Annotated in this window: 8 protein-coding genes; all 8 read right to left on the reverse strand. The window is 67.7% G+C overall.

Going from position 1 to position 22,956, the window contains the following annotated elements; genetic code table 11:
- Positions 1-216: 216 nt before the first annotated feature.
- The 8 genes from DB31_RS40700 to ftsW all read right to left on the reverse strand — a co-directional run bounded on the left by DB31_RS40700 (position 217) and on the right by ftsW (position 22,950).
- Positions 217-14,841: an Ig-like domain-containing protein gene (locus tag DB31_RS40700; RefSeq protein ID WP_240487201.1), complete on the reverse strand. Its 14,625-nt coding sequence runs from the start codon at positions 14,839-14,841 to the stop codon at positions 217-219.
- A gap of 215 nt (positions 14,842-15,056) precedes the next feature.
- Entirely contained in the window at positions 15,057-16,289 is a 1,233-nt protein-coding gene (ftsA, locus tag DB31_RS40705) for a cell division protein FtsA (protein ID WP_044198530.1), read from the reverse strand.
- 45 nt (positions 16,290-16,334) lie between these two features.
- The gene (locus DB31_RS40710) at positions 16,335-17,210 is read right to left on the reverse strand and encodes a cell division protein FtsQ/DivIB (protein ID WP_338034357.1); all 876 of its coding nucleotides are present in this window, start codon (positions 17,208-17,210) and stop codon (positions 16,335-16,337) included.
- A 133-nt stretch (positions 17,211-17,343) separates the two neighbouring features.
- Positions 17,344-18,288, reverse strand: a complete 945-nt coding sequence (locus DB31_RS40715) for a D-alanine--D-alanine ligase (protein ID WP_075306477.1) — start codon at positions 18,286-18,288, stop codon at positions 17,344-17,346.
- A complete protein-coding gene (gene murB, locus DB31_RS40720) occupies positions 18,285-19,217 on the reverse strand; it encodes a UDP-N-acetylmuramate dehydrogenase (protein WP_044198533.1) in 933 nt (310 codons plus the stop codon). Before murB ends, DB31_RS40715 begins: the two co-directional genes overlap by 4 nt.
- 2 nt (positions 19,218-19,219) lie before the next feature.
- Complete coding sequence (gene murC, locus DB31_RS40725) at positions 19,220-20,647, reverse strand: UDP-N-acetylmuramate--L-alanine ligase (protein WP_044198535.1); 1,428 nt, start codon at positions 20,645-20,647, stop codon at positions 19,220-19,222.
- Positions 20,648-20,650: 3 nt separating this feature from the next.
- On the reverse strand, positions 20,651-21,796 hold the full coding sequence (gene murG / locus DB31_RS40730) for an undecaprenyldiphospho-muramoylpentapeptide beta-N-acetylglucosaminyltransferase (protein WP_044198537.1): 1,146 nt from the start codon (positions 21,794-21,796) through the stop codon (positions 20,651-20,653).
- The gene (gene ftsW / locus DB31_RS40735; protein WP_044198601.1) at positions 21,793-22,950 is read right to left on the reverse strand and encodes a putative lipid II flippase FtsW; all 1,158 of its coding nucleotides are present in this window, start codon (positions 22,948-22,950) and stop codon (positions 21,793-21,795) included. The genes murG and ftsW overlap by 4 nt, the downstream gene beginning before the upstream one ends.
- Positions 22,951-22,956: the final 6 nt, after the last annotated feature.

The following is a 22,956-nucleotide window of genomic DNA, read 5'->3' on the forward strand; positions in this document are numbered from 1 at the left end:
GTGGTGACAGGCACTTACGCGGCGCACTGAACATCCGCACCGTATGCAATTCCGATCGCGGGTGGATCTTGACTCGCGATCAGGTCCGCGTCCCACGCGGCGGCCTGGCATGACCGCCCAGACGGTCGCGCTCCGGAGATCTACCCCGAAGCGCGGACCGTCGGACGGTCACAGGCGGGAGTCTGCATCGGGGGTCTGACATGCCCCCCGGCAGGCTCAAGGCTGCTCGATCTCGATCACCTTGGGCTTCACCTTGACGATGGTGAAGTCGACGCGGCGGTTCTGCTCGCGGCCCTTGTTGGTCTTGTTGGAGGCAATGGGCTTGGCCTCGCCGTAGCCCACGGCCTCGAGCCGGCTGGCCTCGACGCCCTCCAGCACGAGCCGGTCCCGGACGGCTTCGGCGCGGTTGCGGGAGAGGACCAGGTTGGCGCCGTCCTCGCCCTTGTCATCGGTGTGGCCCTCCACGCGGACCAGCTCGATCTGCGGGTTGGCCTTGAGCACCTGAGACACCTGGCGCAGCAGGGGGAAGGACTTGGGGAGGATGGTGTTCTTGTTGTTGAGGAAGAAGATCTTATCGAGGATGACGACCTTCTCGCCCGCCACGAGCACCTTCACCTTGCCCTTGTCCGGGCAGCCGTCCTCGTCCTTCACGCCGTTGATGGTCTCCGGCTCCGTGGGGCACTTGTCGTCCGCGTCCGCGACGCCGTCGTGGTCATTGTCCGGGTCCGGGCAGCCGTCCTCGTCCTGGAACCCGTCCTTGTCCTCGGCGGCCTGAGGGCAGCGATCCTTGTCGTCCGTGATTCCATCGCCATCCGTGTCGGCGGGAGGCAGCACGTCCGGGCAGCCATCCTCGTCCTGGAAGCCGTTGAGCGTCTCCGGCTCGTTGGGGCACTTGTCGGCCGTGTCCAGGATGCCGTCGTTGTCGTTGTCCGGGTCCGCGCAGCCGTCCTCGTCCTGGAAGCCATCCATGTCCTCGGGGCCGAGGGCGCAGACGGGCTTGGACGGGGGGATGACCTCTACCTTGGTCTTGATGTTGGGGTCAGCCACCACCTCGGGCGGGGGCACGGGCTTGGCCTCCACCTTCGGCGCGGGCTGCTCAGAGCGGGAGGTGGGAGCCACGTAGGCCAGGCCCGCGAACACGCGGATGCCCGGCGTGCCGTAGCCCTGCGAGAGGCCGGGGCCACCGCCCAGGTGCGCGGCGAGCGAGTCCGTGACGCGGTACTTCACCGTGGCCAACAGCTCCAGCGGCTTCTCCTCGCTGCCCTTCTGCCCCAGGCCCATCGCGCCCACCAGGGTGGCGCCCACGGAGAGCCCGCGGCCGCTCACCTGGAAGGGAACCTCGCCGCCCAGGCCGTAGGTCAGCTCGTTGCCGACGACCAGCCCGCGCAGTTCCTGCTCGGAGCGGAGGTTCATGCCCACGTTGGCCAGCACGCGAATGCCCGTGCTGCTGTTCCACTCGCCGAGCAGCTTCGGGCGGACGGAGAAGCCGCCGCCGAGGAAGTTCTCGCCCCCCGTGGGCAGGTGCAGAGGCAGTGCCGCACCCAGGGAGAGCCCGCCTGCGGAGAACAGGTTCGCCTTCGGCACCAGGCGCAGGTCGCCCAGGCCCGTCTTGCCCGCGCCCTCGCTGAAGTCCGGCACGCCTTCAGGGGCGGACTCGGAGCTCTGCGAGGTGATGGGGATGGCCAGGCCCAGCTCGAAGCGATCGAGGAAGGCGATGGCTGCCATCACGTCCACCGTGAGCTGGCTCGACACCAGCTTGTAGACGACGGCGTCCTTGCGCGGATCCAGAACGGACAGCGGATCCGTGGCGTAGTTCACTGACAGGCCCGCGTTCCAGCCCAGGTGCTTGTTCACCTTCGGGCTGTGCAGGCCCAGCACGTCGTAGGCGCCCGGCCCCGGCTTGAACTGCTGCACGTCGATCTTCGTGGACGCGGTGCTGGAGGTTGTCTGCGCGTGCGCAGGAGCCGTCAGGAAGACGGCCAGCACGCCCAGCAGCCCCCAGGCCCCCGCGGCCGAGGCCTTCACCGCCGCCCGGCGACGCCGCAGCAGCGGCAGGCCGAGCAGCAGCAGCAGCGGCACGAAGCTGGTGCCCGTCGAGGCGCAACCGCCGCCCACGAACAGGAAGTCGTCGGTGTCATCGAGCGGGTTGGTTTTGCCCTCAACCTCCTCACCATCGGTCGCACCACCGCCGTCGGTGTCGGGGTTGCAAGGATCGGTCTCGTCCGCATCCCTGTGGCCGTCGTGGTTCTTATCCTCGTCGCCGTCCTTGAGGCCGTCGTCGTCGGAATCCTCGTCGAGCGGAGAAGTACAGGTCCCATTCTCGATCTCGTCGGGGATGCCGTCGCCGTCGGTGTCGTTACCCTGGACGACCCGGACGGTCACCGTGGCGGTATCCGTGCCGCCATTGCCATCCGAGATCGTGTACTCGAAGGTCACGTCGCCCGTGAAACCCTCGGCCGGAGTGAACTGCACCGCCGAGCCATCCGTGGCCACCTTCACTGTGCCGCTCGGGGCCGACGAGGTCACCGCCGTCACCGTCAGCGTCTCGCCCGTATCCGGAGCGATCGAGTCGTTGGCCAGCACGTCCAGCCGGTTGCCCGTCGAGTTGAAGGGCACCGTGAACATGTCATCCAGGGCGACGGGATCATCGTTGACCGGGGTCACCGTGACAGTGACCGTGGCCGTGTCCGTGCCGCCGTTGCCATCATCGATCGTGTACGTGAACGTCACGTCGCCGTTGAAGTTAGGCGTCGGCGTGAAGGTCACCACGCCGTTGTCCAGCTTCACCGTGCCGCCCGAGGTCGGCTGCGTCACCGACGTCACCGTCAGCGTCTCGCCCGTGTCCGGCGCGAACGTGTCGTTGTCGAGCACGGCCAGCACGTTGTCCACGCTGTCCTCGGCCACCGAGAACGTGTCGTCCGCCGCGTCCGGCGGGTTGTTGGGCGGCAGGCCCACGCGCACCCTCACCGAGGCCGTGTCCGTCCCGCCGTTGCCATCCGAGATGGTGTAGTCGAACGTCGTGATCCCGCTGAAGCCTGCGGCCGGCGTGAAGCTCACCACGCCGCCCGTCAGCGTCACCGTGCCGTTGGCCGGCTGGGTCACCGCCGTCACCGTCAGCGTCTCGCCCGTGTCCGGCGCGAACGTGTCGTTGGCCAGCACGTCCAGCACCGTGGCGCCACTGTCCGCGGCCACGTTGAAGACGTCATCCACCGCATCCGGGTTGTCGTTGACTGGCGTGACCGTGACCGCGACGGCGGCCGTGTCGTTGCCACCGTTGCCGTCCGAGATGGAGTAGTCGAACGTCACCGTGCCGTTGAAGTTGGCCGTCGGCGTGAAGGTCACCACGCCGCCCGTCAGCGTCACCGTGCCGCCCGTGGCCGGCTGGGTCACCGCCGTCACCGTCAGCGTCTCCCCCGCATCCGGGAACGCCGTGTCGTTGGCCAGCACGTCCAGCACGTTGTCCGTGCTGTCCTCGGCCACCGAGAACGTGTCGTTCACCGCATCCGGCGGGTTGTTGGGTGCCATGCCCACGCGCACCGCGACGGTGGCGGTGTCAGTGCCGCCATTGCCGTCCGAGAGGGTGTACGTGAACGTCGTGGTCCCCACGAAGCCCGCGGCCGGCGTGAAGCTCACCACTCCACCGGAGAGCGTCACCGTGCCGCTTGGGGCCGGCTGAGTCACCGCCGTCACCGTCAGCGTCTCGCCCACGTCCGGCGCGAACGTGTCGTTGGCCAGCACATCCAGCACCGTGGCACCACTGTCTTGCGCCACGGAGAAGGAGTCGTTCACCGCGTCGGGCGGATCATTGACCGGGGTCACCGTGACAGTGACCGTGGCCGTGTCCGTGCCGTTGTTGCCGTCATTCACCGTGTACGTGAACGTCGTGGTGCCGTTGAAGTTGGCCGTCGGCGTGAAGAGCACCGTGCCGGTGTTGGTCAGCGTCACCGAGCCACCGGTGGCCGGCTGAGTCACCGCCGTCACCGCGAGCGTCTCCCCCACATCCGGCGTGGTCGTGTCGTTGGCCAACACGTCCAGCGGGTTGTCCGTGCTGTCCTCGGCCACCGAGAACGTGTCGTTGCGAGCATCCGGCGGGTTGTTCGTCTCCGTGACGACGACCGTGACGGTGGCCGTGGCCGTACCGCCGTTGCCGTCCTCGATCGTGTACGAGAAGGACACCGTCCCGGCGAAGCCCGTCGTCGGCTGGAAGCGGACCAAGCCACCGCTCAGCGACACCGAGCCACCCGTGGCCGGCTGCGTCACCGCCGTCACCGTCAGCGTCTCGCCCACGTCCGGCTCCGTGCTGTCGTTGGCCAGCACATTGAGCACCGTGGCCGGGCTGTTGCGGCTCACCGTGAAGCTGTCGTCCCGGGCCGTGGGCGGGTTGTTCGAACCGGCCACCCTCACCGTGACGGTCGCCGTGTCCGTGCCGCCGTTGCCGTCCGAGATGGTGTACGTGAACGTCGTGGTCCCGTTGAAGCCCGCGGCCGGCGTGAAGCTCACCACGCCGCCCGTCAGCGTCACCGTACCGTTGGCCGGCTGAGTCACCGCCGTCACCGTCAGCGTCTCGCCCACGTCCGGCGCAATCCGGTCGTTGGCGAGCACATCCAGCACGCGGGGCGGGCTGTTCACCACCACCTCGAAGCTGTCATCCACCGCATCCGGGTTGTCGTTGACCGGCGTGACGGTGACCGTGACCCGCGCGGAGTCCGTACCGTTGTTGCCATCCGAGAGGGTGTACGTGAACGTCGTGGTGCCGTTGAAGTTGGGCGCCGGCGTGAAGCTCACCACGCCGCCCGTCAGCGTCACCGTGCCGTGGGCCGGCTGGGACACCGCCGTCACCGTCAGCGTCTCGCCCGTGTCCGGCGCGAACGTGTCGTTGGCCAGCACGTCGAACGTCGTGGCGCCGCTGTCCTCGTCCACCGTGAAGCTGTCCTCCACGGCATCCGGCGGGTTGTTCGTGCCGAACACCGACACGGTCACCGTGGCCGTGTCCGTGCCGCCGTTGCCATCCGAGAGGGTGTACGTGAACGTCGTGACGCCGCTGTAGCCAGGCGTCGGCGTGAAGCGCACCACCCCGTCGATCAGCGTCACCGAGCCGTTGGCCGACTGGGTGATCTGCGTGATGGTCAGCGTCTCGGGCGCATCCGGCAGGTACGTGTCGTTGAGCAGCACGTCCAGCGGCGTGTTCGAGCTGTCCACCGCCACCATGAAGCTGTCGTTGACGGCATCCGGCGGATCGTTCGCCGGGTCTACGGTCATCGTCACCGTCGCCGAGTCCGTGCCACCGTGGCCATCGGAGATCGTATACGTGAACGTCGTGGTGCCGAAGAAGTTGGGCGCCGGAGCGAAGCGCACGAGCCCCCCGCTGAGCGTCACCGTGCCGTTGGCCGGCTGAGTCACCGCCGTCACCGTCAGCGTCTCACCCGTGTCGGGCAACGCCGTGTCGTTGCCCAGCACGTTCACCACCGTGAGCGGATAGTCCTCGGTCGTCGAGAAGCTGTCGTCGTTCGCGGTGGGCGGATCGTTGACCGGCGTCACCGTCACCGTGACGACCGCCGTGTCGCTGGCAGTGCCGCCGTCGGAGAGCGTGTACGTGAACGTCACCGTGCCGTCGAAGTTGGACAGCGGCGTGAACCGCACCACTCCGCCCGACAGCGTCACCGTGCCGCTGGACGGCTGTGTCACCGCGGTGATGACCGGCGTGTCGCACTGGTCGTTGGCCGTCACGTTCAGCGCTGTGGAGCCGCTGTCCTCGGCCACCGTGAAGGTGTCATCCACGGCGTCGCAGTCGGGCACCGCCGTCACGGTCACGGTCACGATGGCCGTGTCCGTGCCGCCGTTGCCATCCGAGATGGCGTAGCTGAACGTCACCGTGCCGTTGTAGTTGGGCGCGGGCGTGAAGCTGACGTTGCTCGACGTGAACGTCACCGAGCCACCCGTGGCCGGCTGAGTCACCGCCGTGATGGTCAGCGTCTCGCCCGTGTCCGGAGCCGTCGTATCGTTGGCCAGCACGTCCAGCACCGTGGCGCCGCTGTCCTCGGCCACTGTGTAGTTGTCGTCGTTGGCCACCGGCGGGCGGTTCGCCCCGGAGACCGTCACCGTCACCGTGGCCGTGTCCGTGCCGCCGTTGCCGTCGGAGATCGTGTACGTGAACGTCGTGGTGCCCGAGAAGCCTGCGGCCGGAGTGAAGCTCACGCCCGTGGCCGTGAAGGTCACCGTGCCATTGGCCGGCTGAGTCACCGCGGTGATGGTCAGCGTCTCATTCGTGTCCGGCGCGATCGTGTCGTTGAACAGCACGTCCAGCACGCGGGCGGAGCTGTTCACCGCCACCGTGAAGTTGTCGTCGCGGGCATCCGGGTTGTCGTTCACCGGCGTCACCGTGACGGTCACCGTGGCCGTGTCCGTGCCGCCGTTGCCGTCCGAGATCGTATACGTGAACGTCGTGGTGCCGTTGAAGTTGGGTGCCGGCGTGAAGCTGACGCTGGTGGTCGTGTTGGCCACCGCCGTGCCGCCCACCGCCGGCTGGGTCACCGCCGTCACCGTCAGCGTCTCGCCCGTGTCCGGCGCGAACGTGTCGTTGGCCAGCACGTTGACCGTCGTGGCCAGGCTGTCCTCGGCCACCGTGAGCACGTCATCCACGGCATCCGGAGGATCGTTGACCGGCGTCACCGTCACCGTGACGGTGGCCGTATCCGTGCCGCCGTTGCCGTCGGACACCGTGTACGTGAACATCACCGTGCCATTGAAGTTGGGCGCCGGTGTGAAGCGAACCACGCCGCCCGACAACGTCACCGCGCCGCCCGTGGCCGGCTGGGTCACCGCCGTCACCGTCAGCGTCTCACCCGTGTCCGGGCCAAGCGTGTCGTTGGCCAGCACGCTCAGCACCGCGGGTAGGCTGTCCTCGGCCACCGAGAAGGTGTCGTCGTTGGCCTCGGGCGGATCGTTCACCGGCGTCACCGTCACCGTGACGGTCGCCGTGGCCGTACCGCCGTTGCCATCCGAGACGGTGTACGTGAACGAGACGGTGCCGTTGAAGTTGGCCGCAGGCGTGAACGTCACCCCGGTGGCCGTGAAGGTCACCGAGCCACTGGCCGGCGGAGTCACCGCCGTCACCGACAGGGTCTCTCCGATGTCCGGCGCCGTGGTGTCGTTGGCCAGCACGTTGAAGGTCGAGGGACCGCTGTCCTCGGCCACCGTGTAGCTGTCGTCGTTGGCCACCGGCGGGCGGTTGTTGCTGCCCACCAGGACCGTCACCGTGGCCGTTGCCGTGCCGCCGTTGCCATCCGAGATCCGGTACGTGAACGTCGTCACACCCACGAAGCCCGCAGACGGAGTGAAGGTGACGTTGGCTCCCGTAAAGCTCACCGTGCCGTTGGCCGGCTGAGTCACCGCGATGATGGTCAGCGTCTCGCCCACGTCCGGCACGATCGTGTCGTTGGCCAGCACGTTGATCACCGTGGGGCCGCTGTCCGCGGGCACCTGGGAGGTGTCGTTGTTGGCCGTGGGGTTGTCGTTCACCGGCGTCACGTTCACCGTCACCGTGGCCGTGTCGTTGCCCCCGTTGCCGTCGTTGATGCTGTAGGTGAACGAGGTGGTCCCGAAGAAGTTGGCCGCGGGCGTGAACGTCACCCCGGTGGCCGTGAAGGTCACCGAGCCGTTGGCCGGCTGCGTCACCGCCGTGATGGTCAGCGTCTCGTTGTCGTCCGGCAGCGACGAGTCGTTGAAGAGCACGTCCATCGCCGTGGCGCCGCTGTCCTCGGTCACCGTGAAGGTGTCGTCGCTGGCCGTCGGGTCGTCGTTCGACGGCGTCACCGTGACGGTGACCGTCGCAGAGTCCGTGCCGCCGTTGCCGTCCGAGATCCGGTACGTGAACGAGGTGGTGCCGTTGAAGTTCGCGTCCGGGGTGAAGTTCAGGGTCGCGCCCGAGAAGCTCACCGAGCCACCGGCCGGCTGCGTCGCCGAGCTGATGGTCAGCGTCTCACCCGTGTCTGGCGCGATCGTGTCGTTGGCCAGCACATTGAGCACCGTGGAGCCGCTGTCCTCGGCCACCGTGAAGCTGTCGTCGTTGGCGTCCGGCGGGTCGTTCACCGGCGTCACCGTCACCAGCACTTGGGCCGTGTCCGTGGAGGTGCCGTCGGACACCGTGTACGAGAACGTCGTGGTGCCGTTGAAGTTGGCCGTCGGTGTGAACTCGACCACGTTGCCCGTGAGGGTCACCGTGCCGTTGGCCGGCTGCGTCACCGCCGTGATGGTCAGCGTCTCGCCCACATCCGGGGCCGTGGTGTCGTTGGCCAGCACGTCCAGGGTCGTGGCCACGATGTCCTCGGGCACCGTGAAGGTGTCGTCGCTGGCCGTGGGAGGATCGTTGACCGGCGTCACCGTCACCGTGACGGTCGCCGTATCCGTGGTGGTGCCGTCGGACACCGTGTACGAGAACGTCGAGGTCCCGTTGAAGCCCGGCGTCGGCGTGAAGCTCACCACGCCGCCCGCCAGCGTCACCGTGCCACCCACCACCGGCTGGGTCACCGCCGTCACCGAGAGCGTCTCGCCCGTGTCCGGCGCCGTGGTGTCGTTGGCCAGCACGTCGAGCGGAGTGGCCGGGCTGCTCTCAGCCACCACGAAGGTGTCGTCCACCGCGTCCGGAGGATCGTTGACCGGCGTCACCGTCACCGTGACGGTCGCCGTATCCGTGCCGCCGTTGCCGTCGGACACCGTGTACGTGAACGTCGTGGTGCCATTGAAGTTGGGCGCGGGCGTGAAGCTGACGTTGAACTGCGTCATCGTCACCGTGCCGCCCGTGGGCTGGGTGACGGCGGTGATGGTCAGCGTCTCGGTGGTCTCCGGCCCCGTCGAGTCGTTGGCCAGCACGTTGAACACCGTGGAGGCGCTGTCCTCGCCCACCGTGAAGCTGTCATCCACGGCATCCGGCGGATCGTTCACCGGCGTCACGTTCACCGTCACCGAGGCCGTGTCCGTGCCGCCCCGGCCGTCCGAGATGGTGTACGAGAACGTCACCACGCCGTTGAAGTTCGGGCCCGGCGTAAACGTCACGCCCGTGGCCGTGAAGGTCACCGTGCCGTTGGCCGGCTGGGTCACCGCTGTCACCGACAGGGTCTCGCCCACGTCCGGCGCGAACGTGTCGTTGGCCAGCACGTCCAACACCGTGGGACCGCTGTCCTCGTCCACCGTGAAGCTGTCGTCCACCGCATCCGGCGGATCGTTCTCGTCGTTGACGATGACAGTCACCGTGGCCGTGGCCGTCCCGCCGTTGCCATCCGAGATGGTGTACGTGAACGTCGTGGTCCCCACGAAAGCGTTGTTCGGGGTGAAGGTCACGCTGGAGCCGGTAAAGGACACCGAGCCGCCCGTGGCGGGCTGAGTCACCGTGGTGATGGTGAGCGTCTCGCCCGTGTCGGGCACTGCCGTGTCGTTGGCCAGCACGTTCAGCGCCGTGGGGCCGCTGTTCTGGCCCACCGTGAAGCTGTCGTTGTTGGCCGTGGGCGGATCGTTCACCGGCGTCACCGTCACCGTCACCGTGGCCGTGTCGCTGCCACCGTTGCCGTCCGAGAGGGTGTACGTGAACGTCGTGGTGCCGTTGAAGTTGGCCGTCGGCGTGAAGCTGACGTTGGAGGCCGTGTGGGTCACCGTGCCGCCCGCGGGCTGGGTGACGGAGGTGATGGTCAGCGTCTCGCCCACGTCCGGGGCGAACGTGTCGTTGGCCAGCACGTTGAACGTCGTGGCCGCGCTGTCCTCGGCCACCGTGTAGCTGTCGTTCACCGCGTCCGGCGGGTCATTGACCGGCGTCACCGTCACCGTGACGGTCGCCGTGGCCGTGCCGCCGTTGCCGTCCGAGATCCGATACGTGAACGAGGTGGTGCCGTTGAAGTTGGCCGCCGGCGTGAAGCTGACGTTGGAGGCCGTGAAGGTCACCGTGCCGTTGGCCGGCTGAGTCACCGAGGTGATGGTCAGCGTCTCGCCCGTGTCCGGCGCGATCGAGTCGTTGGCCAGCACGTTGAAGGCCGTGGCCGTGCTGTCCTCGGCCACCGTGAAGGTGTCGTCGGTGGCCGTCGGCGGGTCATTGACCGGCGTCACCGTCACCGTCACCGTGGCCGTGTCGTAGCTCCCGTTGCCATCCGTGATGGTGTACGTGAACGTCGTGGTACCGTTGAAGTTCGCGGCCGGCGTGAAACGAACGCCGGTGGCCGAGAAGGTCGTCGAGCCGTTGGCCGGCTGGGTCACCGCCGTCACCGTGAGCGTCTCGCCCACGTCCGGAGCAAACGTGTCGTTGGCGAGCACGTCGAACGTCGTGGCGCCGCTGTCCTCGAGCACGGTGTAGCTGTCGTTCACCGCGTCCGGCGGCTCGTTGACCGGCGTCACCGTCACCGTGACGGTCGCCGTGGCCGTGCCGCCATTGCCATCCGAAATGGTGTACGTGAACGTCGTGGTGCCGAAGTAATCGGGCGCTGGCGTGAAGGTGACGTTGCCGGCCGTGAAGGTCACCGTGCCGTTGGCCGGCTGAGTCACCGCCGTGATGGTCAGCGTCTCACCCAGGTCCCCGTTGGTCGTGTCGTTGGCGAGCACGTCGAACGTCGTGGCGCCGCTGTCCTCGGCCACCGTGAAGCTGTCGTTGGTGGCAAGCGGCGGGTCATTGACCGGCGTCACCGTCACCGTGACGGTCGCCGTCGCCGTGCCGCCGCTGCTGTCCCTCACCGTATAGGTGAACGTCGTGGTGCCGTTGAAGTTGGGCGCGGGCATGAAGCGCACCACCCCACCGATGAGCGTCACCGTGCCATTGGCCGGCTGGGTCACCGCCGTGACCGACAGGGTCTCGCCCGTGTCCGGCGCAATCGAGTCGTTGGCCAGTACATCCACCATCGTGGCGCCGCTGTCCTCGGCCACCGTCAGCGTGTCGTTGTTGGCCGTGGGCGGATCGTTCACCGGATCCACCGTCACCGTGACGGTCGCCGTGTCCGTGCCACCGTTGCCGTCGGACGCCGTGTACGTGAACGTCGTGATGCCAAAGAAGTTGGCCGCCGGGGTGAAGAAGACGGTGTTGGCGTTGAAGGTCACCGTGCCGTTGGCCGGCTGGGTCACCGCCGTGATGGTCAGCGTCTCGCCGACGTCCGGCGCCGTGCTGTCGTTGACGAGCACGCTGAACGCATTGGCGGAGCTGTCCTCGAGCACCGCGTAGCTGTCGTCGTTGGCCGTGGGCGGATCGTTGACGGGCGTCACCGTCACCGTCACCACCGCCGTGTCGCTGCCGCCGTTGCCGTCGGACACCGTGTACGTGAACGTCATGGTGCCGTTGAAGCCCGTGGCCGGCGTGAAGCTCACCACCCCACCCGTCAGCGTCACCGTGCCGTTGGCCGGCTGGGTGACGGAGGTCACGGTGAGCGTCTCTCCGATGTCCGGCGCCGTGGTGTCGTTGGCCAGCACGTCGAACGTCGTGGGCCCGCTGCTCTCGGCCACGGTGAAGCTGTCGTTCACCGCGTCCGGCGGATCGTTGACCGACGTGACGTTGACCGTCACGGTGGCCGTGTCGAAGAGGCCGTTGCCGTCCGTCACCGTGTACGTGAACGTCACCGTGCCGTTGAAGTTGGCCGTAGGCGTGAACCGGACATTCGAGGCGTTGAACGTCACCGAGCCGCCCGTGGCCGGCTGGGTCACTGCCGTCACCGACAGAGTCTCTCCGATGTCCGGCGCCGTGGTGTCGTTGGCCAGCACATCGAGCGTCGTGACCGGGCTGTCCTCGGGCACGGAGAAGACATCATCCACCGCATCCGGCGGCGCGTTGCCCGGCGTCACCGTGACCGTCACCGCGGCCGTGTCCTGGCCACCATTGCCGTCCGAGATGGTGTACGTGAACGAGGTGGTGCCCACGAAGTTGGCCGCGGGCGTGAAGCTGACGTTGGCGGCGGTGAACATCACCGTGCCGTTGGCCGGCTGGGTCACCGTCGTGATGGTGAGCGACTCGCCAAGGTCCGGCGCGAACGTATCGTTGGCCAGCACGTCAAACACCGTGGGCGGGCTGTTGCGAGCCACCGAGTAGCTGTCGTTGACGGCATCCGGCGGATCGTTCACCGGCGTCACCGTCACCGTCACGGTGGCCGTCGCCGTGCCACCGTTGCCATCCGAGATGGTGTACGTGAACGTCGTGGTGCCGAAGAAGTTGGCCGCAGGCCGGAACGACAGGCTGGTGCCCGTGTTGGTCACCGAGCCGTTGGCCGGCGTGGTCGTGGCGGTGATGGTCAGCGTCTCGCCCGTGTCCGGGGCCGTGGTGTCATTGGCCAGCACGTTGAAGGTCGTGGGGCCGCTGTCCTCAAGCACCGTATAGGTGTCCGCGTTGGCGACGGGCGGGTTGTTGCCCACCGTCACCGTCACCGTGGCGGAGTCCGTGCCGCCGTGGCCGTCCGAGATCGTGTACGTGAACGTCGAGGTGCCCCGGAAGTTGGTCGTAGGCGTGAAGGTGACGCCGCTCGGCGTGAAGGTCACCGTACCGCCCGTGGACGGCTGAGTGACCGCCGTGATGGTCAGCGTCTCGGGCGCGTCGGGCAGGTAGGTGTCGTTCGCGAGCACATCCAGCGCATTGGGGCCGGTGTTGGCGCCCACGCTGAAGGCATCGTTGACGGCATCCGGGTTGTCATTCACCGGCGTGACCGTGACCGTGACCGTGGCCGTCGCCGTGCCGCCGTTGCCGTCGGAGATGGTGTACGTGAACGTCGTGGTGCCGAAGAAGTTGGCCGTCGGCGTGAAGCGCACCACTCCGCCGATGAGCGTCACCGCGCCGCCCGTGGTGGGCTGAGTCACCGCCGTCACCGTCAGCGTCTCGCCCGTCTCGGGGCCCGAGTTGTCGTTGGCCAGCACGGGCACCACCGTGGGGCCGCTGTCCTCAGCCACCGTGATGCTGTCCGCGTTGGCGACCGGCGGGTCATTCACCGCCGTCACGTTCACCGTCACCGTGGCCGTCGCCGTACCGCCGTTGCCGTCGGAGATCGTGTACGTGAACGTCGTGGTGCCGCTGTACTCGGCCGGCGGCGTGTACAGGACGTTCGTCCCCGTGACGGTCACCGTGCCGTTGGCCGGCTGAGTCACCGCCGTGATGGTCAGCGTCTCCGGACCATCCGGAGCGCTGGAGTCGTTGGCCAGCACATCCAGCGTGGTGGGCGTGTCCTCGAGCACCGCGAAGGTGTCGTTGGTGGCCGTGGGGTTGTCGTTCACCCCCGTCACCGTCACCGTCACCGTGGCCGTCGCCGTGCCGCCGTGTCCATCGGAGATGGTGTACGTGAACGTCGTGGTGCCGAAGAAGTTGGCCGTCGGCGTGAAGGTCACCACGCCCGAGGTAAAGGTCACCGTGCCGCCCGTGGGCTGCGTCACCGCGGTGATCGTCAGGCTCTCCCCGGTGTCCGGGGCCGTGCTGTCATTGGCCAGCACGAAGAAGGTCGTGGCCGCGCTGTCCTCCGCCACGGTGTACGAGTCGTTGTTCGCCGTCGGCGGGTTGTTCGGCTGACCCACCACGCAGGTGACGGTGGCCGTGTCCGTGGCACCATCCGGATCCGAGATCGTGTACGTGAACGTCGTGGTGCCGCGGAAGCCAGGCGTCGGGGTGAAGCTCACGCCCGTAGCCGTGAAGGTCACCGTGCCGTTGGCCGGCTGAGTCACCGCCGTGACGGTCAGCGTCTCCACCGGGTCCGGCAGGTACGTGTCATTGGCCAGCACGTTGAGCGCGTAGTTCACCGAGTCGCCCGGCACCTGGAAGGTGTCATCCACCGCATCCGGCGGATCGTTCACCTGGGGCAGGACGCTGATCCGGATAATCTTGCTTGCTCCCTGAACACCATTCAGGCCGCTGTTGCCCAGGTCGACGACCGAGACGACCAAGCCCGCGGGCCCGTAATAGTTGGCCGAGGGGGTGAAGATCATCCCACTCAAGGCCGCATTGATGTTGGCCAGGGTCCCCTCGAACTGCATGGAGACATCCGCCGTACCGTCGCCCTGGATGAAGGTGAGGCCCGTCGTCTGGCTCAGGGTATAGTTACCACGCGGCGTCCCCTGGTGCGTCAGCGTCACCTGCAGCTTGCGGTTGAAGACGTCCGGATCCGCGATCGACACCCGGTTGCCATTGGCCGCCGAGAAAACGATGGGCGTATCCTCGGGTGCCGTCTGGACCGCCGTCGGCGAGGTGATGACCGGCGGGTCATTCACGCCGACGACTGTCTCCTCCGAGTCCGCGTTGTTACCCGGCGTGGGATCCGTCGTGGGAGAGGTGATGGTGGCGCTCGCCAGCAGCAGGAGGTTCTCCGCGCCCAGCGCGGGAATCGACACGGTGAAGCTCATCGGCGAGTTCACCGCCATCGGCGTGTAGTAGGTGCATGTCCAGACCTTGCTCGCCGAGCTGGGGGCGCAGCCCCACCCCGGCGGCTGAGAGATAATGTTGGCCTGGAAGTCGGCGATCTGCGACGGCAGGGTGATCACGACCTGGACGTTGGGTGCTGCCGGGTTGGGCCCCAGGTTCAGCACATCGACGATGTACTGGTAGCCCGACGTCGTGGCGATGGGATCCGCCGAGTCGCGGATGTCCACCTGCAGGTTCGCCATGTCGGCCAGCATCCACGACACGTTGCTGTCGGGCTCCAGCAGCCAGGCCTGCTCCAGCGCGTCGGCATGCGGGCCGACTCGCGGCTCGGCCGGTACGGAGGCCGTGGCCTCGACGGAGGCTGCAACTGAAGCCTCGGCGCTCACTGGATCGGGGCCACCGCACGCGGACAGCGCTCCCAGCAGGAGCAGCGGCGTCAGCAGAGAGGAAGTCACGGAGCGAAAGGAAGTCACAGAGGAACCCATCATGGTGGATGTTCCGGTGGGACTGGGCTGGGACCGCTCGGGAGCGGGCTCAGACTCCAGCCGTCGAGATGCAAGGGAAGACGTGAGACGTCGGTTTGAAGCGTCCTACCTGAAACGCAGCGCCAATGATTGTACCCGAGGAGTGTTGATCAAAAAAAAGAGGGAGTCCCTTTCGGGATCCCTCTTGGTGCTTTCCGGGTTTTGGGCGCGCAGCGTGGCTAGAAAATTTCCTCCAACCACTCGCGCATGCGGCCCTTCACCTTCTTGTACACGTTCTCCTCGCGAATCCGGAACATGCGGCGATCCAGGTTTCGCGCGCCGTAAACGACAAGGCCCACGCCCGTGGCGTACATGGGGCTCTTCACCACGTCCACCAGGCCGCCGATACCGCGAGGCATACCGCGCCGCACGGGCAGTCCGAGCACCTCTTCCGCGAGCTCAGGCATGCCGGCGAGCAGCGTGGAGCCACCCGTGATCACCACGCCCGAGGCGAGCAGGTCCTCGTAGCCGCACTTCTGAATTTCGCGATGGACGAGCTGGAAGATCTCCTCCACGCGCGGCTCGAGGATCTCGCAGAGGATCTGCCGGCCGAGCACGCGAGGCTGGCGGCCGCCGACGCTCGGCACCTCGATCGTCTCGTCCTTGTTGACCATGGAGGCAAGCGCGCAACCGAACTTCTGCTTGATGCGCTCGGCCTCGTGCGCCGGGGTGCGCAGGCCAATCGCAATGTCGCTCGTCAGGTTGTTGCCGCCCAGGGCGATGACGGCGGTGTGGACGATGGAGCCGCCGGAGAAGATGGCAATGTCCGTGGTGCCGCCGCCGATGTCCACCAGGCACACGCCCAGCTCCTTCTCATCCTCGCTGAGGACGGCCTCGGCGGAGGCCAGGGGCTGCAGGACGATGTCGGCCACGTTCAGGCCGGTGCGGTTGGCGCACTTGACGATGTTCTGCGCGCTGGAGACGGCGCCCGTGACGATGTGCACCTTGGCCTCCAGGCGCACGCCCGCCATGCCGAGCGGCTCCTTGATGCCGCCCTGGTCGTCGATGATGAACTCCTGCGGCAGCACGTGGATGACTTCCCGGTCCAGGGGGATGGCCACGGCCTTGGCGGCGTCGATGACGCGGGCGATGTCCGCCTCGCGGACCTCCTTGTCCTTCACCGCGACGATGCCCTGGGAGTTGAAGCCCTTGATGTGGCCCCCGGCGATGCCCGTGTAAACGTGGGAGATCTCCGCCCCCGCCATGAGCTCGGCCTCTTCCACCGCACGGCGGATGGAGGACACAGTCGCCTCGATGTTGACCACGACGCCCTTGCGCAACCCCTTGGAGGGGTGGGTGCCGATACCGATGATGTCGATCCCGCTGTCGGTGAGCTCACCGACGATCGCGCAGATCTTCGTCGTGCCGATGTCCAGCCCGACGATGATCTCCCCAGACTTCTGCTTCGCCATGACAACTGCCTCCCCGGTGCCCCCACTCTCGTGAAAGGGCGTTCCCTACTGCGTCGAGGTCCCGTTCCTCTCGGAGACAGGACTCGAAAGCTTCACGGCCACCCAGCCGGGACGCGCCCGGTTCTCCAGGTGGATGACGTCGGCGGCCAGCCCCTTGGTGCTCAGCTCGCGCCGCACGCGCGTCAGCCTCGCCAGCTTGGCCTCGGTGTTCCCCTCGCCCATCAGCACCTCCTGCCCCGTCACCGTCACCAGCGTCAGCGACGTGCCGTTCACCCGGACTTCGGACAGCCGCTCGTGGCGGCCCGGCTTCAGATCGGCGTAGGCGTGCATCACCTCGATGGCCGCCTTCATGCGCTCGCGCGCGGCGGCGGGATCCTTCACGTAAGCATCGCGCTCCACGCCCGTGACGAGCGGCAAGTCCAGCCCGTCCCCCGGCGTCACCCGCTTGAAGGGCTCGCCCTCCCCGTCCAGCACGTACAGGTCGCCCAGCACCACCAACGCCTCGGGCAGGTGCTCCACCACCTCCACGGAGACAGTGGCCGGGAAGTGCCGCGTCACCTCCACACCATGCACCCACGGGTGCTGGAGCATGGCCTTCTCCAGCGCGGCCACGTCCATGGCGAAGAGGTTCTGCCCCACCGCCAGGCCGGACAGCCGCACCAGCTCCGCGCGCGAGGCTCGGGTGAGCCCGGTGAAGTTCGCCTCCTGCAGCTGGAAGCGCGGCGAGGCCAGCGCCCAGGTGCGCAGCTCGATGCCGCCCCAGATGAGGCCCGCGGTGATGACGGCGGCCAGCAGTCCCTTGGCCACGGACGGACCGTGATTCCGAACGGCGCCCTTCACCGCCTCCTTCTTCTGGGCGGTGTCGACGCGGCGACGGTTCTTGGACTTGCCGAAGGCCATGGAGAAAAAACAGGTCCGCATGCTGCGCCGGGTTGGATCGGCGCGCCAGTTTTTGGCTACAGGTATGTGGCTGTAGCGGCGACCTAGGGGAATTCCCGTAGGTTACCGCGAGGGTGCAGGAGGATACCGGAGCGCGCCGGAGGGCGGCGCAGGCTCAGGCCTTGAGTGACGCGCCGAGGAGGATCCGCTCACACAAGGTGGGGAAGTCGATGCCTCGGCCGTTGGCGATCTTCGGCAAGAGGCTCGTCTCGGTCATGCCCGGCAGCGTGTTGATTTCCAGCACGTAGACGTCTCCCGACTCGGTGGCAATGACGTCCGAGCGCGACGCGCCCTTGCAGCCGAGCGCCTTGTGGACGGCGAGGCACACCTCGTTCACGCGCGCATACTGATCTGCGGGCAGGGGCGCTGGGAAGAGGTACTGCGTACCACTGCCGGCCTTGTACTTGGCCTCCTGGTCGTAGAACTCGCGGGCCACCTTCACTTCGATGACGCCGAGCGCCTCGTCATCCAGCACGGCGCCCTGCACCTCGCGGCCCTTGATGAACTGCTCCACCAGCAGGAAGCCGGCGTACTTGGAGGCGTCGTCCACGGCGGCCAGGTAGGCCTCCTTCGTCTTGCAGACGTGGACGCCGACGCTGCTGCCCTCGCGGCTGGGCTTCACGACGACGGGAAACGGGAACGGCAGCGAGTCCACGGCGGCGCGGGCGGCGGTGGCCTCGGTGAACACCTTATAAGGAGGCGTGGGGATGCCGTGGGTGGTGAAGACCTGCTTGGCGTAGACCTTCTCCATGCCCATGGCGGACGCGAGCACGCCGCTGCCGGTGTAGGGGATGAAGAGGGACTCGAGCAATCCCTGGACGCAGCCGTCCTCGCCGTAGCGGCCGTGGAGGGCAATCCAGGCCACCTCCACCTTCTCGGCCACGAGGCGCGCGGCGAGATCCTTGCCCACGTCGATGTCCACCACGTCATAGCCGAACGAGCGCAGCGCCTTGGACACGGCGGCCCCGGTGCGCAGGGACACATCGCGCTCGGCGGACAGGCCCCCCATGAGGACGGCGACGCGCTTGGACTTCAGCTCGGACTTGGACAGAGCGCTCACGGAAGGAACTCCCCTACGCGTTTGACTTCGGGTTTGAGCTCGACGCCGGAATCAGCCTTCACCCGCTCCTGCATCAGGGTGATGAGGCCGAGGACGTCGCGGGCGGTGGCACCGCCCAGATTGACGATCCAGTTGGCGTGCAGAGTCGAAATCTGCGCGCGACCCAGGATGTGGCCCTTGAGGGCCACCTTCTCGATGAGCCGCCCGGCGAAGTCGCCCGGCGGGTTGGTGAAGACGCTGCCAAAGTTCGGCTGGCTGAGCGGCTGGGTGCTCTTGCGGTAGGCCAGGTCCTTGTCCATGGCCTGCTTGGAGGCGGCCAGGTCTCCCCGAGGCAACCGGAAGCGCACCCGTGTCACCACGCCGCCCGGAGGCAGCTCCGAGTGCCGGTACGCATGCGGAATCCGCGCCTTCTCCAGCCACCCCACCCCGTCCGCCGTGGCCACCTCCACGGCTTCCACGACGCGGAAGCACTCGCCGTTCTTGGTGCCGGCGTTCATCGACACCGCGCCGCCCAGCGTGCCGGGGATGCCTGCGAGGAACTCCGCGCCGACCAGCCCGTGGTTGCGCATCTGATTGACGAGCCGGACGATCGCCGCGCCCGCGCCCAGCGTGATGCGGCCCTCGTCCTCGCCCACGTCAGCGGCTTCTGGGAACAGATCTCCCGGGAGGCGCAGTGTGATGCCCTTCACCCCGCCATCGCCCACGAGCGTGTTGGCACCTCCACCCAGAATGGTGACGGGCACGCCCTGGGCCTGGGCCAGCCGCAGCAGCGCCACGAGCGCATCGGGGCTGCGCGGGCGGACGAGTGCCTCCGCAAAGCCTCCCACCCGGACACTGGTGAGGGGCGCGAGCGGCTCGCCCGCCTTCACCTCACACCCATCCAGGTGCGAGAGCCACTCTGGGAGGGAGGATGCGATGCGCGCCGTCATGCTCACCCGCCCTTGGCGGCCCCGGCCTTCCCGAGCAGGGCCAGCAGATCCGGCCCCACCTGGGTGATGTCACCGGCGCCCAGCGTGAGGACGATGTCACCCTCGCGCAGCCGGGGAGCGATGGCGGCGGGCAGATCCACCCGCTTCTCCACGTACGTCACGTCGCGGTGGCCGTGGTCCCGGATGGCCTCGGCCAAAGCGTCTCCCGTGGCGCCGGGGATGGGCTCCTCGCCAGCCGCGTAGACGCTGGAGACGAAGAGCACGTCCGCATCATTAAAGGCGGTGGTGAACTCGCGCTTCAGATCATGGGTGCGCGTGTAGCGGTGGGGCTGGAAAGCCACCACGACCCGGCGCCCGAAGGCCCGCCGTGCACCGGCCAGCGTGGCCAGCACCTCGGTGGGGTGGTGCCCATAGTCGTCCACCACGGTGATGCCGTTCACCTCGCCGCGCACGGTGAAGCGGCGCTGCACGCCGCCGAACTCGGCCAGGGCCCCGCGCACGATGTCGAGAGGAATCTCCATCTCCTCGGCCACGGCGATGACGGCCAGGGCGTTGAGGGCGTTGTGCGCGCCCACCATGCGGACGCGGAACTCGCCGAGCGGCTCATCGCGCCGGAAGGCGTTGAAGCGGGTGCTGAAGCCCTCGAGCGAGATGCCCTCCACCCGGTAGTCCGCCATGTGCGAGCTGCCGTAGGTGACGACGCGCTTCTCCAGCCGGGGCAGCAGCTCCTGCACGTTGGGGTGGTCCAGGCACAGGACGTTGAGCCCGTAGAACGGCACGCGGTTGCAGAACTCCACGAAGGCCGTCTTCAGCGCCTCGAGCGTCCCGTAGTGGTCCATGTGCTCGGGATCGATGTTCGTCACCACGGTGATGGCGGGGTGCAGCTTGAGGAAGCTGCCATCGCTCTCGTCGGCCTCGACCACCATGAGCTCGCTCTTGCCGAGCTTGGCGTTGGAGTCGAGCACGTTCACCTTGCCGCCGACCACGGCGGTGGGGTCCAGCCCCGCGGCGGAGAGCACCGTGGCCACCATGGAGGTGGTGGTGGTCTTCCCGTGGCTGCCGGCCACGGCGACCGCGTACTTGAGGCGCATCAGCTCCGCGAGCATCTCCGCGCGGGCGATGACCGGGATCTTCCGCTGGCGCGCGGTGACGACCTCCGGGTTGTCCTTCTTCACCGCGGAGGAGATGACGACCACGTCCGCATGCACGAGGTTCTGCGCCTTGTGGCCCTCGTAGATGGTGGCACCCATGCTGGCCAGACGCCGGGTGATGTCACTGCCCTTCAGGTCCGAGCCGGACACGCGGTAGCCCAGGTTGATGAGCACCTCGGCGATGCCGCTCATGCCGATGCCGCCGATGCCCACGAAGTGCACCTGGGCGGCGTGGCGCGTCTTGAAGAGACTCTGGGGCTTGTTGCCAGTCTTGTTCACGGCTCACTCGCTCCTGGAGGGCTTGGCGGCCTCGGGCTTGGGGGGCCGGTCGCGGCCGTTGGGCCCGTACACCTTCACCATCAGATCCACCAACACGTCCGCCAGCTCCTTGGAGGCCTCGGGGCGGCCCAGCAGCCCGGCCTTCTTCTCCATCTGCTTGAGCCGCACCGGCTCCGTCTTCAGGAGGCGGATCTGCTCGGCCAGCTTCTGCCCGGTGAGCTCCGCCTCGCGGAACATGAGGGCCGCGCCCGCTTCCACCATCGCCCGGGCGTTCACCGCCTGGTGGTCATCCGTGGCGTACGGGAAGGGCACGAGGATGCTGGGCTTCTTGCACACGGTGAGCTCGGCCAGCGTGGTGGCGCCCGCGCGGCACACCACGAGGTCCGCCCTGGCGTAGGCATCGGACATGTCGTTGATGAACTCGACGACCTCGGCCTGGAAGCCCTTGTCCGCGTAGCCCTTGCGCACCATCTCCAGGTCGTTCTTCCCGGTCTGGTGCACGAAGGTCATCTGGTCCTTCAGGTCCTCGAGGAAGCCCAGCGCATCCACCACGCGCTGGTTGAGGCCCTTGGCGCCCAGGCTGCCGCCGAACACGAGGACGGAGAACCGCTCGTGCGCCACGTGCGAGCGCAGGTAGTTGTCCATCAGCTTGCGGCGGATGGGGTTGCCCACCAGCTGCACCTTGCCCTCGGGGAAGAAGCGCCGCGCATCCTCGAAGGCGGTGAAGACCACGCGCACGAACCTGCCGAGGATCTTGTTGGTGATGCCCGGCAGCGCGTTCTGCTCCTGGATCGCGGTGGGGATGCCCAGCAGCCACGCGGACATCACCACGGGCCCGCTGGCATAGCCGCCCACGCCCACAACGACGTCCGGCTTGTGCCTCTGGAGGATGCGGATGGACTCGATGAAGGCCAGCGGCAGCGCCAGCAGCCCCAAGAGGAACTGGAGGAAGCCCTTGCCCTTGAGACCGCGGACGCTGATGAACTCGAGCGGGAAGCCGGCCTGCGGCACCACCTTCGCCTCCAGACCGCGCTCGGTGCCGACGAAGACCACCTCATTCTTGTGGTGGCGAGTGACGACCTCTTCGGCCAGGGCAATGCCCGGAAAGAGGTGACCGCCCGTTCCACCGCCAGCAATGAGGACCTTCACGCTGTCACCTCCCGCATCTCGCTGCCGACGCGAGAGGTGCGCGGGGCCCCTTGCGTGGCGGTACTCAATGACAGCAACACCCCTGCCGCCCCCATCAGCACCAGCAGCGACGTGCCACCGTACGAGACGAACGGCAGCGTCAGCCCCTTGGTCGGCAGCAGGCCCATGGCCACGCACATGTTCACGGTGGCCTGGAAGGCGACGATGGAGGTGAGGCCCAGCCCGAGGTATGTGCCGAACGGCTCGGGCGACGCCAGGGCGATGCGCACCCCGCGCCAGATGACGATTGCGTAGAGCGCCACCAGCAGCGTGACGCCGATGAGCCCCAGCTCCTCGCCGATGATGGCGAAGATGAAGTCGGTGTGGGCCTCGGGAAGGAAGAACAGCTTCTGCCGCCCGTCACCCAGTCCCAGGCCTGTGAGCCCTCCTGAGCCGATGGACATGAGCGACTCGGCCACCTGGTAGCCCACGTCATGGCGGTGGGCCCACGGATCCAGGAAGGCCAGCACGCGCTTCATGCGGTACGGGCTGGAGGCGATGGCCACGTACGCCATCGGCAGCGCCAGCAGCACGGAGCCCACGAGGTAGCTCAGCTTGGTGCCCGCGGTGAACAGCAGCACGAAGAGCAGGAACACGAGCAGCACGGAGCTGCCGAAGTCCGGCTGGCGCATGCACAGCGCCACGAGGATGCCGCACAGGACCAGGTGGGGCAGGAAGCCCACGGAGAACGTGGCCACCTTCTCGCGCTTCTTGGCCAGCGAGTAGGACAGGTAGACGACCCAGGCGAACTTGGCGACCTCGGCGGGCTGTAGACCGAAGCCCGGGAAGCGAATCCACCGGCGCGCGCCGCCTGCCGTGGTGCCAACGCCCGGAATCAGCACAGCTATCAGCAGCAAGATGGTGACGATGAGCAGCGGCCAGGCCAGGCGTGCCAGCCTCCGCCAGCCGACCTTCATGGCCACGGCCATGGCCACCACGCCCATGCCGGCAGCCATGAGCTGGCGCTTGAGGAAGTAGAGGCTGTCGCCCAGCTTGTCCTGCGCGAGGATGGCGCTGGCCGAGTAGACCATCACCAGCCCCAATGCCACGAGCGCCAGCACGGCACACAGGAGGATGGGATCGAACCGGACGGGCCCGGCGGCGGATGTCTTCATGGCCTG

Source organism: Hyalangium minutum (assembly GCF_000737315.1).
GTDB lineage: Bacteria > Myxococcota > Myxococcia > Myxococcales > Myxococcaceae > Hyalangium > Hyalangium minutum.